12 protein-coding genes and 1 pseudogene are annotated in these 12,961 nt (G+C 56.5%); 5 read left to right on the forward strand and 8 right to left on the reverse strand.

The window, feature by feature from the left end; genetic code table 11:
- Together pqiC and rmf are read left to right on the forward strand one after the other, a co-directional pair.
- Positions 1 to 490: pseudogene (gene pqiC, locus FN633_RS06440) on the forward strand (membrane integrity-associated transporter subunit PqiC); the annotation flags it as partial.
- A 268-nt stretch (positions 491 to 758) separates the two neighbouring features.
- On the forward strand, positions 759 to 926 hold the full coding sequence (gene rmf, locus FN633_RS06445; RefSeq protein ID WP_072015258.1) for a ribosome modulation factor: 168 nt from the start codon (positions 759 to 761) through the stop codon (positions 924 to 926).
- A 55-nt stretch (positions 927 to 981) separates the two neighbouring features.
- Here rmf and fabA read toward each other — a convergent pair whose 3' ends face one another.
- Positions 982 to 1,503, reverse strand: coding sequence for a bifunctional 3-hydroxydecanoyl-ACP dehydratase/trans-2-decenoyl-ACP isomerase (fabA, locus tag FN633_RS06450; protein WP_154057148.1), 522 nt, complete (start codon positions 1,501 to 1,503; stop codon positions 982 to 984).
- A gap of 68 nt (positions 1,504 to 1,571) precedes the next feature.
- Positions 1,572 to 3,332, reverse strand: coding sequence for an AAA family ATPase (locus FN633_RS06455; protein WP_154057149.1), 1,761 nt, complete (start codon positions 3,330 to 3,332; stop codon positions 1,572 to 1,574).
- Positions 3,333 to 3,517: 185 nt separating this feature from the next.
- Here FN633_RS06455 and matP point away from each other — a divergent pair, with 185 nt between their 5' ends.
- Complete coding sequence (matP, locus tag FN633_RS06460; RefSeq protein WP_042392481.1) at positions 3,518 to 3,970, forward strand: macrodomain Ter protein MatP; 453 nt, start codon at positions 3,518 to 3,520, stop codon at positions 3,968 to 3,970.
- 68 nt (positions 3,971 to 4,038) lie between these two features.
- On the opposite strand, the gene ompA is transcribed toward matP, so the two are convergent.
- Positions 4,039 to 5,100, reverse strand: coding sequence for a porin OmpA (ompA, locus tag FN633_RS06465; RefSeq protein ID WP_144812867.1), 1,062 nt, complete (start codon positions 5,098 to 5,100; stop codon positions 4,039 to 4,041).
- Positions 5,101 to 5,454: 354 nt separating this feature from the next.
- A complete protein-coding gene (gene sulA / locus FN633_RS06470; RefSeq protein ID WP_154057150.1) occupies positions 5,455 to 5,964 on the reverse strand; it encodes an SOS-induced cell division inhibitor SulA in 510 nt (169 codons plus the stop codon).
- A gap of 217 nt (positions 5,965 to 6,181) precedes the next feature.
- Between sulA and FN633_RS06475 the strand changes: the two genes are divergently transcribed.
- Positions 6,182 to 6,811, forward strand: coding sequence for a TfoX/Sxy family DNA transformation protein (locus tag FN633_RS06475; protein WP_154057151.1), 630 nt, complete (start codon positions 6,182 to 6,184; stop codon positions 6,809 to 6,811).
- Here the strand turns inward: FN633_RS06475 and yccS are convergent.
- Both yccS and FN633_RS06485 read right to left on the reverse strand, forming a co-directional pair.
- Complete coding sequence (gene yccS, locus FN633_RS06480) at positions 6,796 to 8,928, reverse strand: YccS family putative transporter (protein WP_154057152.1); 2,133 nt, start codon at positions 8,926 to 8,928, stop codon at positions 6,796 to 6,798. The two genes, FN633_RS06475 and yccS, sit on opposite strands and share 16 nt — an antisense overlap.
- Before the next feature lie 19 nt (positions 8,929 to 8,947).
- The gene (locus tag FN633_RS06485) at positions 8,948 to 9,391 is read right to left on the reverse strand and encodes a YccF domain-containing protein (protein WP_154057153.1); all 444 of its coding nucleotides are present in this window, start codon (positions 9,389 to 9,391) and stop codon (positions 8,948 to 8,950) included.
- A 123-nt stretch (positions 9,392 to 9,514) separates the two neighbouring features.
- Between FN633_RS06485 and helD the strand changes: the two genes are divergently transcribed.
- Entirely contained in the window at positions 9,515 to 11,569 is a 2,055-nt protein-coding gene (helD, locus tag FN633_RS06490) for a DNA helicase IV (RefSeq protein ID WP_154057154.1), read from the forward strand.
- A 49-nt stretch (positions 11,570 to 11,618) separates the two neighbouring features.
- Here helD and mgsA read toward each other — a convergent pair whose 3' ends face one another.
- Together mgsA and csgI are read right to left on the reverse strand one after the other, a co-directional pair.
- The gene (mgsA, locus tag FN633_RS06495; protein WP_154057155.1) at positions 11,619 to 12,077 is read right to left on the reverse strand and encodes a methylglyoxal synthase; all 459 of its coding nucleotides are present in this window, start codon (positions 12,075 to 12,077) and stop codon (positions 11,619 to 11,621) included.
- A gap of 110 nt (positions 12,078 to 12,187) precedes the next feature.
- A complete protein-coding gene (csgI, locus tag FN633_RS06500; protein WP_154057156.1) occupies positions 12,188 to 12,844 on the reverse strand; it encodes a curli synthesis inhibitor in 657 nt (218 codons plus the stop codon).
- Positions 12,845 to 12,961: the final 117 nt, after the last annotated feature.

Raw genomic sequence — 12,961 nt, forward strand, 5'->3', positions numbered from 1 at the left:
CCAGCTCTCGCAGTCAGCCGGGTCGCCGAGCATGCTGGCAGCCAGCCAGGGGCAGCGTCAGCTGTGGATTGAGCAGGTTTCTGTCCCGGACTATCTGGCGGGCAACGGCGTGGTTTATCAGACCAGCGACGTGCAGTACGTTATCGCCAACAACAACCTGTGGGCCAGCCCGCTCGATCAGCAGCTGCGCACCTCGCTGGTGGCGAACCTCAGCCGCAATCTTCCGGGCTGGGTGGTCGCCTCTCAGCCGATGGGCAGCGATCAGGATACCCTTAACGTTACCGTGACGGGCTTTCATGGTCGTTATGATGGACACGTGATTGTCAGCGGCGAGTGGCTTCTCAACCATCAGGGCACGCTGATCAAGCGTCCGTTCCATGTGGAGATGACGCAGCCGCAGGATGGCTATGACGCGATGGTGAAGGTGCTGGGCGAAGCGTGGGCGCAGGAGGCCAGCAATATGGCCCGGGAGATAAATCGCCTACCGTAATCGGTATCTGAGCCTGCAATTAATCCTAAAAAAACCACGCGTTCGTTTACGGCAGCGTGGTTTTTTTTCGACTACTCAGTGGGATAAAATCTGTGCCTGCTCACACTTTTTGTACAAATGAAGTTTCGTATATCTCACATTTATGACGTTGGTATGAATTTTGTGCATTGACTGCACGTGGCGATCGCGCTATTTGTTAGATGTGGTTGCACATTTTGTAGCCACTGTTTTCTTTTCCACCAGACTCAAACAATGAGGGAAACGAGGCATGAAGAGACAAAAACGAGATCGCCTGGAACGGGCACATCAACGTGGTTACCAGGCCGGCATTGCCGGACGCTCGAAGGAGCTGTGTCCTTACCAGACGCTGAATCAGAGATCCTATTGGCTTGGAGGCTGGCGAGAAGCCATGGAGGACAGGGTAGTTATCGCCTGATTCTGTCTCTTTAAAAGAAACCTCCGCCTGGCGGAGGTTTCGCCTGTCAGGGGGATCAGAACGCAGAGGTGTCCTTGAACAGACCCACTTTCAGATCGGTTGCGGTGTAGATCTGACGACCGTCAACCAGTACTTCGCCGTCCGCGATGCCCATGATCAGCTTGCGGTTGATCACGCGCTTGAAGTGAATGCGGTAAGTCACTTTAGAGGCAGTAGGTAAAATCTGGCCAGCCAGTTTCACTTCGCCTACGCCGAGGGCACGGCCTTTACCTTCGCCGCCGAGCCAGCCGAGGTAAAAACCAACCAGCTGCCACATGGCATCAAGGCCCAGGCAGCCAGGCATTACTGGATCGCCAATGAAGTGGCAACCGAAGAACCACAGATCCGGGTTGATATCCAGCTCTGCTTCAACATAGCCTTTATCGAAATTACCACCCGTCTCGCTCATTGTGATCACACGATCCATCATCAGCATGTTTCCTGCTGGTAACGGCGGGCCATTTTCGCCAAACAGTTCACCACGACCAGAGGCAAGAAGGTCTTCTTTCGTATAAGAGGATTTGCGTTTATCTACCATGTTCTCAGTAAGCCTTATTTTAGTGAAGCACGCAGGATAGCTAACACGTGTACGCTGAACAACTCCGATCAGTTAGGCGTAAACCAGCCGATCCAGCGTAGCGGCCACGGATAGCGATGACGCGCTTCCTGCTGCGTCGCCTGCGTAATACGTTCCTGAATAGTTTGGACCAGCGTGGTTTGCCCTTCGCCATCCCAGACCAGGTCTGTCAGTAAGGGTAGTGCATCGGTCACATCATCAATGGCCCAGATGAAAAATTGTTCTGCCTGGACCGCATCCAGCAGCTCCTGATGCAGGCAGAGGTGGCGCACGTTGGCCGCCGGGATGATTACCCCCTGCTTGCCGGTTAGGCCCCGGTGCTGGCAGATGGCGAAAAAGCCTTCGATCTTCTCGTTCAGGCCGCCTACCGGCTGTGCCCGCCCAAACTGATCCACCGAGCCGGTAATGGCAATGTGCTGATGCAGCGGGACATCGGCCAGGGCGCTGATCAGCGCGCACAGCTCGGCCATTGAAGCGCTGTCGCCGTCGACTTCGCTGTAGGACTGCTCAAAGGTCAACGACGCCGTGAAAGGCATCTGCTGCTCCAGCTCCAGCTCGGCCATCAGGAAGGATTGCATGATCATCATGCCCTTGGCATGGATGTTGCCCCCCAGCTCGGCTTTCCGCTCGATATCGTGAAACTCGCCGTCGCCGATATGTACCACGCAGCTAATGCGCGACGGTTCGCCATAGGGGCGGGGGTGGCCGGGAAACTCAACCACCGACAGGGCGTTGATCTGCCCCACGCGATCGCCTTCGGTCTCAATGAGGATCTGTTCAAGCAGGATCTCATCCAGCATACGCTCCGGCAGATAGCCTTCACGCCACTCGCGCTGGCTCAGCATGGTACGCAGCTGCTCTGCGTCGAAGGTGCTCTCCTCGGTAAAGGCGGAGACTTCACGCAGCTGGCGCGCAAGCCACAGCGGACAGAGCGGCAGCGTCTCCTGATCGTCGGTGTAGCGTACCGCGGCACGGATAAACGCCGGCCAGGCATCTTCAGCCGGAGTCGGAAGTCCGGCCTGCTCGGCGTTAAGGATCACCCACTGACGCCAGGTGGCAAGTGCGTCCAGATCGGTGATCTGGATGGTCTCTTCATACTCGCTGTAGATAGATTGGGCAGCCAGATCCGGCTCCATCTCCTGGAAATCTGCCAGCGACTCGCGCTCGCCGACCAGAATAACCTTTAGCGTCAGCGGCATAGCGGGCACGCTAACGGGCAGGGGACGCGACTCGTCAAAGGAGACCCAGTCAAAACGCTGGCGCGTCACGATGGATTTCAGGCGCATCCAGAGCAGCGGCTGGCTCAGCAGGGTGCGCAGCGATACGACCAGCACGCCGCCGTTGGCTTGATGGACCAGGCCGGGCTCAAGGGTAATTTCATTATTGAACTGGCGCAGGCAACCGAAAAGCTGCTCGGCTTCTACCCAATCTGCAGTCACTACGTCGCTCTGCCCGGCAAAGTTCGCCTGCGCGCTGGTGGCGGGCTTGACGCTTACCGTACGGCCAGCAACGCTGTACTCAACGCCGACAACCGGCGACGTCGCGGGTTGGAGTTCACGGGCAGCGGCAGCGATCAGGGCCAGATACTCCGGCTCTTCCGGCGCTTTGGCCAGTAAAAAGCGAGATGATGCAGACGGATGCAGTAGCTGCTCCAGCGCGTACTGCAAACGAGGTTGCGTGTCACCAAGAGAAAGCTCAGACTCAAGGTCAACGTCAGACGGTGTAAACACCTCCTGATAGCTGTCGGTATCAGGAACAAGGTCTTGCCAGGCTAGTTTAGTAATGGTCAATGTTGAGGTTTTATCGTCAGCTGTAAAGGGCGGAATTATAGCGTAAGCGGCAATTCAGCACACGCGGAATAGATGCTTTTACCCCTTTCCCGGGACCGCTTAGCTCACGGGATGTGATTTCTTTTCAGCAGATTGGCAAAAAACTGATATTCTGAACTAAGTTACACGGTAACACTGAGATCGCAATGAAATATCAACAACTGGAAAATCTCGAAAGCGGCTGGAAATGGAAGTACCTGGTGAAAAAGCACCGCGAAGGTGAACTCATCACGCGCTATTTAGAAACCAGTGCGGCTAAAGAGGCCGTCGATCTGTTGCTGAAGCTCGAATACGAACCGGTTCGCGTTAACGACTGGATTGCGCAGCACATGAATGCCGCGTTAATGAACCGCATGAAGCAAACCATCCGCGCCCGGCGAAAACGGCACTTCAATGCCGAGCATCAGCACACGCGTAAAAAATCAATCGATCTGGAGTTTATGGTCTGGCAACGTCTGGCCGGTCTTGCCCAGCGACGGGGGAAAACCCTGTCAGAGACGATTGTGCAGCTGATTGAAGATGCCGAGCATAAAGAGAAGTATGCCAGCAAGATGAGCACCCTGAAGCAGGATCTGCAGGCGCTGCTAGGTAAAGAGTAACGCGTTTTTCAGCCGAGAACAGGCAATAAAAAACCCCGCATAGCGGGGTTTTTTTATAAGACGTAAACTTAAGCCTGCGGCTGAGTTACAACGTCTTTGATACCTTTAACTTCGATCTCAACGCGACGATCCGGAGCCAGGCAGTCGATCAGTGCCGGACGAGCTTTCACGTTGTCACAGGTGTTGCCAGTAACCGGGTTAGATTCACCCATACCACGTGCGGAGATCTTGTTGGACGGGATACCTTTAGAGATCAGGTAGTCAACAACAGACTGAGCACGTTTCTCGGACAGACCCTGGTTGTAAGCGTCAGAACCGATACGGTCGGTGAAGCCCAGAACAACAACGGAACCATCTTTCGGATCCAGGTTGCTCAGCTGGCTGTACATCTGATCCAGAGCCTGCTGGCCTTCTGGTTTCAGAGTCGCTTTGTTGAAGTTGAACAGTACGTCAGACTTCAGAGTGAAGTGCTTGGTAGAAACCTGCGGAGCCGGAGCCGGAGCCGGTGCAACAACCGGAGCTACGTCTTCCTGCTGGCCGAAGCGGTAGGAAACACCTACGCTCAGCATACCGTTGTCTTGACGGGTGCCCAGAGTTTTAGCATCGCCAATGTTGTTAACCCACTGGTATTCCAGACGGGTAGCGATGTCACGGGTCATTGCCCACTCTACGCCACCAGCGAATACTGGGGAAACACCGGTATCGTGGTCTTTGAAGTTCGCACCAGCAACGCCAGGAACCTGAGCTTTAGCGTCTGCACGCCATACCATACCACCCAGACGAGTATAGATATCAACGTCGTCAGTGATTGGGTAACCCAGTTTAGCGGTCAGCTGAACGCCCTGAGATTTGAAAGCACCGTTTACGTTGTCGCCTTTGTACGGCTCACGACCTAACCAGTCGTAACCGAGTTCGAAACCAACGTACGGGTTAACCTGGTAGCCGCCGTATGCGCCAGCGCCGAGCTGGTCTTCACGGGTTGGGCCATTGTTGTCAATGAAACCATTGTCGTGGTACTGGGACCAGCCCAGTTTAGCACCAGTGTACCAGGTGTTATCTTTCGGAGCGGCCTGCGCTACGGTAGCGAAGCCAGCCAGTGCCACTGCAATCGCGATAGCTGTCTTTTTCATTTTTGCGCCTCGTTATCATCCAAAAATCGCCATGAACTTCTCGCCAGAGAAAACACGGTTAAATCCTTCACCGGGGGCATTGCTCAATATTAACTCTACCGATATCTTCGGCTTATGCCGAGCACCCCTGGCGATGTAAAGTCTACAACGTAGTTGGAAACTTACAAGTGTGAACTCCGTCAGGCATATGAAAAAAAAAGAGTTGTAGACACAATATTTAACATTTATGACGATAAATTCGCCATCGAAATATCGTAGTTGCCGCGCCAGACAGGCTTCGCGAGAGAATTTAGCTTAATGACCAAAGGCCTGGAACCGACGCAAAAAAAATCCCAGGAATTATCTTAAACTTACTTAATGAAACAAATTCGAGTGAATTTTTAGGCCGGATGACTGTCCTGAAGCCTGAGGGTCGAAGCGAACCGGTCGCATAATGAACCCCATCGCATTCCCTTCCTGAGCCGCATTAACGAGGCGGCGATGCTCATCTTCCGACAGCTCCTGAGCATGCCAGCCGATAACAACGCTATAGTTGCCCGTCCGTAATGCTTTGATCATCGAGTCCAGCGTATTATCCGGCGAGAGCTGACTAATATGCATCAGCTTACTTAAGGGCAAACCCGCAGACTGTACCCACGCGCGGCTCAATTTTTGCTGCGGCGTCAGCCAAAGCTGCCAGCGGGACTGTTGGCTCAGCTGTTGCAGCAGAGGCAGCAGCAGCAGCTGCGTCATCATCGGCTGGTCTTCACGGTAGACAACTTCACTGATCAGGCCAGCGGCCATAGCGGGCGTGTTGACCTGAGCGCGGTTGCCTGCAAAAGAAGCGTATTGAGATGAGCGATTAGCATAGCCTGAAGTGTACATAGTCATTCCAGCCCTTAGGGTTACTGTATGGATATACAGTACCCCCTGAGCATTTAAAGATCAACCTTATTTTCTGAAAGCGTCTCGCAAATATGGTCTTAATGTGAGGTGAGAAGAAAAATCAACTTGCTGATGTCAGGTAACTTCCCTATGTTCCTTTTTAACGGATGGCTTAAAAATAGAAGATATTTTACGCCTTGATTTTAAAGGAATAATCATGAAAAAAGTATCGTATCAACGAATCTATCAATCTCGGGAATATCTTTCCCCGCTAGGGCAGATCCACCACCGGGCCCTGTTTGGGGGTTACAGCCTCGCCATTGAAGATACGGTCTTCGCGATGGTGGCTGAAGGAGCGCTCTACCTGCGCGCCTGTGAGGAGAGCGCACCCTACTGTGTGAATGCGAAAGCGCCTTTGCTGACCTTTGTGAAGCGGGGCAGGCCCGTGCTGCTGAACTATTTTCGGGTGGATGATGGCCTATGGCAGGATCGCGAAACGCTGCTGACGCTCTGCCAGCATTCGCTGGCGGCCGCCCAGCGCGAAAAGGTGGCGCGGCGGGCGCAAAAGCGGCTCAGGGATCTGCCCAACCTTACCTTTCAGTTAGAGACGCTGCTGTGGTCAGTGGGCATCAAGGATGAGGCAAGCCTGAGACAGCTTGGAGCGAAAGCGTGCTGGCTCAGGCTAAAAGAGCGCAGCCCGCAGTTGAGCATTAAAGTGCTGTTTGCCCTGGAAGGGGCTATCGCGGGTCTACATGAGGCGGCGCTCCCGGCAGATACGCGCCGGGAGCTCACCGTCTGGTTTAAAGAGCTAGAGGCGGAAAGCAGCGTCAATCAGCGGGGCACCTGACGCTGCAGCTGGCAGATCTCCGGCAGCAACCCAATCAGCAGGCCAATCTGCTGCAGAACCAGCGGGGCCTTGCTTTTAGGATCTGGCTCAAGCTGGCGGATCCGCTCAGAGAGCGTTTCCAGCTGTTGTCCCACTCGGACTTCATCGGCAGGCTGATGGTGCAGGGCATCATCTACATAGCAAACGGCGTCATCGAGCAGCTGCAGGATCTCCGGCTGCTGGAGCTGCTCACGGTGCGCGCCCAGCGTGGAGATATAGCTGGTAAAGGTGTGGTTGAGGCAGAGCAGGCGGAAAGCGACGTCGCGGGCCTGCGGCGTGGCGTTCGGCTCGGCGGACATATTTGAGACCACTGATGCGAATTCTGCATCGCCATTGTGGGCGTAGCGCCGGGCAATGCGGTACGCCAGTCGGTTATCGCGTCCCTGATGATACTGCTCCAGAATGGCATCCAGATAGCGGCAGTTGGCGTCAAGTGCCCGCTCCAGCACGCGCGGAAGGTTGCGAAAGCGCCAGTCCGGCCAGATGAAGCTCACCGCCGCCCAGGCAATGGCGCAGCCGATCAGCGTGTCGATAATACGCGGGATCGCCACCTCAAACCCCTCTCCGAGCAGATTAAAGCAGAGCAGCACCAGCAGGGTGATAAACATCGTGGCATGGGCATACTGCACGTTGCGGAAGGCAAAAAAGAGCACCCCGGCGATGACGATCAGCACCAGCTGCCCCTCCAGTGAAGGGACAAAAAGCAGGATCGGTAGCCCTACCGCCACGCCCACCAGCGTGCCGATGATACGCAGCGTTAAGCGGTGGCGGGTGGCGTTATAGTTTGGCTGGCAGACAAACAGGCTGGTCAGTAGGATCCAGTAGCCGTGCTGGAGCCCGGTGAGCTGAATAAAGGCGTAGCCCAGGCAGAGCACTACCGACATTCTTACCGCATGGCGAAACAGGGCCGACTCGGGCGTCAGGTTACGCTTTAAACGCTGCCAGATATCGTCCAGCCCGGTTAGGCTGTCATCGGCAAGCTCGCTTTCAGTACCCTGCTGCGGCTGCATCAGCGCCTGTTCAGACTCTATGGTTGCCAGCTGGGCGTCGATAGCCCGCAGGTTATCCCGCACAAAGCCCAGCGACTCAATATAGTCGGCAGAGGTACCCTGGGCACGGGCGTGCTCAAGCGCCGTATCAAGATGGGCAAAGGCACGCTCAAATTGCGGATCGTGCTGATAAGGCTCGCGCAGCAGAATTGCCCGTGAGAGGCGGGCGCAGGCCCGTGCCTGCATGGCGAGCATCCGCTGAAAGCGAAACATCAGGGAGCTATGGCGAAAGCGCTCGCGCAGCGCGTGATATTGAATATGCGACGAGCTGGCGCGCTCATGAATATCCTGAGCGACAAAATAGTAGTGGAGCGTGCGCCGGGTGCCGCGCTGGCCGCGATCGCCCCGCAGCCTTGTCAGCAGTGAGGCTTTGGTCTGGTTGAGCGTGGTTACCAGTTGGCCGTTGGCCTGCGCCAGATCGTAAAGCGGAGCCTCGGTCTCACTCTCATCGTCATAATCGGGATCGAAGAGGCGTGACTTCTGTTCCAGATAGTTCGCCAGCTGCGCATAGCAGCGCGCGAGGTTGTCCTGTAAGGGACGCACCGGAAACACCAGATGCCCTATTAGCGTCAACAGGCTAAACCACACCGCCCCCGCCAGCAGGAGCAGCGGCTGCTGATACCACTGGTCGAAAAGTGAGATACCCAGCATGGTATAAATAGCGATCAGCAGCGCGCCAAAGGCGATGGTGGCATAGCGCTGTCCCAGGCCGCCCAGCAGAATAAACCCGCAGGTAGAGACGATAAGCCCGAGGGCAAACAGCCACGGCCATGGGAAGAGTAGCTCCACCGAGGCGGAGGCAATAAAGAACGAAACCAGGGTAATAACCAGGTTGCGCAGCCGTCCGGTGAGGCGGTCATCCAAATCCGCCAGCGCGGCGGCCACCACGCCCAGGGTCAACGGGATCGTGAGCTTCACCTCGCCCAGCCACCAGGGCAGGGCAACCGTACCGCTCAGGGCAATAAAAATCCTGACGTTATAGAGCCAGGCACTGTTCCATGTGTAGCGGCGAAGCAGGGGGCTTAACATAAATGACGCGTCCTTCAGATTAGAAACGGGCCCGGGCGTTGGCTTCGCGGGCGGCCTGCGCCGTTTCCACCGACACGACCCGCCGTCCAACCGGCCACAGGGCAATGGCTGCGATTTTAAAGTTAGCGATGCCCACCGGGATGCCAATGATGGTCAGGCACTGGGTGATGCCGGCGAGGATATGCATTACGCACAGCCACCAGCCGAACAGCACCAGCCAGACAATATTCAGCAGCGTGCCGCCGGTGTTCATTATTACGTTACGGCGGGACGGATCGAGTTCATCGACATGTACCGCCTCGTTGCCATACGGCACCAGCGACAGCTTCGCGATCTCCCAGCATGAGCGGGTCAGCGGCAACGTGATGATAAAAACAACGCTCATCACCGTTGCCAGGATCCAAGCCAGCGTAGTCATGAAGCCGCCCAGAAAGAAGTTAAGAATATTCAGTACAGTACGCATAAATCCTCGAAGTTATCTGCCGTATGAAAAGGCGTGCTAAGTGTAACGTCTTTTTGCGCTGGAGCGTAAATTCTCTGGCGGGTACACTGACGGGCAACGTTATGACCAGAGAAACGGCACATCATGGAACTGAAAGCGACTTCACTCGGAAAACGTCTGGCCCAACACCCCTATGACCGGGCGGTCATGCTCCACGCGGGCGTAAAGGTGTCCGGCGATCGCCATGAGTATCTTATTCCCTATAATCAACTTTTGGCGATTGTCTGCAAGCGCGGGCTGGTCTGGGGTGAGCTGGAGTTCGTGCTATCCGATGCCAAAGTGGTGCGCCTGCACGGTACCGAGTGGGCGCAGACCCAGCAGTTCTATCAGCATCTCAACGCCCACTGGCAGGCATGGAGCAGCCAAATGAGCGAGGTGGCCGCCGGCGTGCTACAGGAGACGGTAGAGACTCTCTCCAGCGGTATGAAGGCCAACAGGTGGCTCACCCGCCAGCAGACCACGGGCCTGCAGGATCGGATCCGTCACGCCTTTACGGCGCTGCCGCTGCCGCTGGACCGTCTCGATGAGTTCGATAACTGCCGCGAAGCGTGGCAGCAATGCCAACGCTGGCTAGTGGACGTTGAAGCTAGCCGGGCTGCGCATAACCGCGAGTACACGCGCAAAATGCTGGTACAGTACGCGCCTTTCTTTGCCAGCGTGGAATCTTCACCGCTTAACCCTGCCCAGGCGGAAGCGGTAGTGAACGGCGAGCAGTCGCTGCTGGTGCTGGCGGGAGCGGGCAGCGGAAAGACCTCGGTGCTGGTGGCTCGCGCCGGCTGGTTGCTGATGCGCGGTGAAGCGGCAGCGGATCAGATCCTGCTTCTGGCCTTTGGCCGGAAAGCAGCCCAGGAGATGGACGCGCGTATTCGCGAGCGCCTCAATACCGATGAGATCGCCGCCCAAACCTTCCATGCTCTGGCGCTCGCCATTATTCAACATGGCAGCAAAAAGGTGCCCACCATCAGTGCGCTGGAAAACGATACCGATGCCCGCCAGGCGCTATTTATCGAGGCCTGGCAGCAGCAGTGCAGCGAGAAAAAAGCCCAGGCGAAAGGCTGGCGGCAATGGCTGGAAGAGGAGCTGGAGTGGGAGGTGCCCGAAGGCAACTTCTGGGACGATAAAGCCCTACAGCGCCGTCTTGCCGGGCGGCTTGACCGCTGGGTGAGTCTTATGCGCATGCACGGCGGTGCCCAGGCGGAGATGATCGCTTCCGCGCCGGAAGAGGTGCGGAACCTGTTTTCAAAGCGGGTGAAGCTAATGGCCCCGCTGCTCAAGGCGTGGAAAACGGCGCTGAAGGCGGAAAACGCCGTCGACTTTTCCGGGCTGATCCATCAGGCGATCAATATTCTGGAGAAAGGGCGGTTTATCAGCCCGTGGAAGCATATTCTGGTGGATGAGTTCCAGGACATCTCTCCCCAGCGCGCAGCGCTGCTGGCGGCGCTGCGCAAGCAGAACTCAAACACCACGCTCTTTGCCGTCGGTGATGACTGGCAGGCGATCTACCGCTTTAGCGGGGCGCAGCTCTCCCTGACCACCGCATTTCATCACTATTTTGGCGAGGGGGAAAGCTGCGTGTTGGATACCACCTATCGCTTTACCCACCGTATTGGCGACGTGGCCAACCGCTTTATCCAGCAGAACCCTCACCAGCTCAGAAAGCCGCTTAATAGCCTGGCGGCAGGCGAGAAGAACGCCGTGACGCTAATGACTGACGATCGGCTCGATGCCCTGCTGGATAAGCTCAGCGGCTATGCGAAGCCTGACGAGCGGATTTTGCTGCTGGCGCGCTACCACCACCTCAAGCCCGCCGTGCTGGAGAAGGCCGCAACGCGCTGGCCGCAGCTTTCGCTGGACTTTATGACCATTCACGCCAGCAAGGGACAGCAGGCGGACTATGTCATCGTGCTGGGGCTGCAGGAGGGCAAAGAGGGTTTTCCGGCCCCTGCACGGGAGTCGGTGATGGAGCAGGCGCTGCTGCCTGCGCCTGAGGATTACCCGGACGCAGAGGAGCGTCGTCTGCTATACGTGGCGATGACCCGCGCCCGCAAGCGCGTCTGGCTGCTGTTCAGCAAAGAGTCGCCGTCGCCGTTTGTAGAGGATTTAAAGCAGCTGGGCGTGACGGTAGTGCGCAAACCATAGCATTACGTTCTGTAGGCCGGGTAAGGCGGAGCCGCCACCCGGCGATACATTATTTGAGGCGATCGGCGAGGTAGCGCTGGTAGTCCGGGATCTGAATAGCAAAGCTTTCGCCGAAGTGCGCTGACTCAATAATAAAGTCGGCGGTAGAGACGTTGGTGGCGACCGGGATATTCCACACCGTCGCCAGGCGCAGCAGGGCCTTGACGTCTGGATCGTGCGGCACGGCGTTGAGCGGATCCCAGAAGAAGATCAGCACGTCGATTTTGCTCTCAGAGATTAATGCCCCTACCTGCTGGTCGCCGCCCATCGGCCCGCTCAGCATCGCGTTTACCGGTAGGCCGGTGGCGCGCTGGATCAGGTTGCCGGTGGTGCCGGTGGCATACAGCTCGTGCTGGGCCAGCAGCGCGTGGTGGCGCTCCACCCAGTTCATCAGCATGGTCTTGCAGTGATCGTGAGCCACCAGCGCAATGTGTTTCCGCGCAGGAAGCGTACGTGTCGTCAGTTCCATAATCCGTTTCCATTATTGAATTTGCTACAGATTACTGGAAGCGTTTGATGCTGCAAGAGAAAGGCGTAAAAAAAGCGCGGCTGGAAAAGGGAATGTGATTTAACGCACCCTCAGGAGGGAGGCTGCTGTTTCACCCACTCCATAAAGCGCAGGCGGGTTTGCGTATCGGCCTGCTGATACCAATACTTGAGCCGCAGCTCGGTTAGATCCTGCGACGGCGGCACGTCCAGCTCTGATACGCTAGAGAGCAGCGTTCTGTCATCCGCCATTTGCGTGGCAAACTCTGGTAGAGAAGCGTGCTGTCCCTGCTTGTTATAGCGTTCTGTATCCCTTTCGTAGTCAATCCCCTCCGACGTCTCCGTTACCGGCAGAATGTCAATTCTGGCAGGGATAGCGGCCGCGTGACCATCCAGCAGCGAAATCTGTGGCGAGGCGTCAAACATCTCTGACTCTCTCTGCGTCTCCAGCCGGGGCAGCGTCACGTTGACGAGATTGATAGCGCGGGTATTGAAGCTGACGATCAGCGGCGGAGAGATCCACATCCGCTGCTCGCGGTTGCTCATGCGGATGCTTTTTTCCACGCGAAACACCAGCTGGTGCGGGCCGTTCTCCAGCTCAATACTGCCCGCACCGCGCAGCAGGGAGCTGGAGACCTTTTTGCCGTCGAGGATCAGGAGATCGATCTCCGTTGCCAGGCGCAGGGTCGTTGCGAAAGCGGTAACCGGCATTAAGCAGACAATCAGTGCGGTGGCAAAGCCGGCTCTCATAAAATCTCCGCTGTTTTTTAGGGTTAAAAGCGTGTCTGAACATGTCTAAAGGTATGTTTAGTAACATATAGAGTTATGCTTCTGATTACCCTCTGATCTTGACCCGCCATTTCCGGA

Source organism: Pseudescherichia vulneris (assembly GCF_902164725.1).
Taxonomy (GTDB): domain Bacteria; phylum Pseudomonadota; class Gammaproteobacteria; order Enterobacterales; family Enterobacteriaceae; genus Pseudescherichia; species Pseudescherichia vulneris.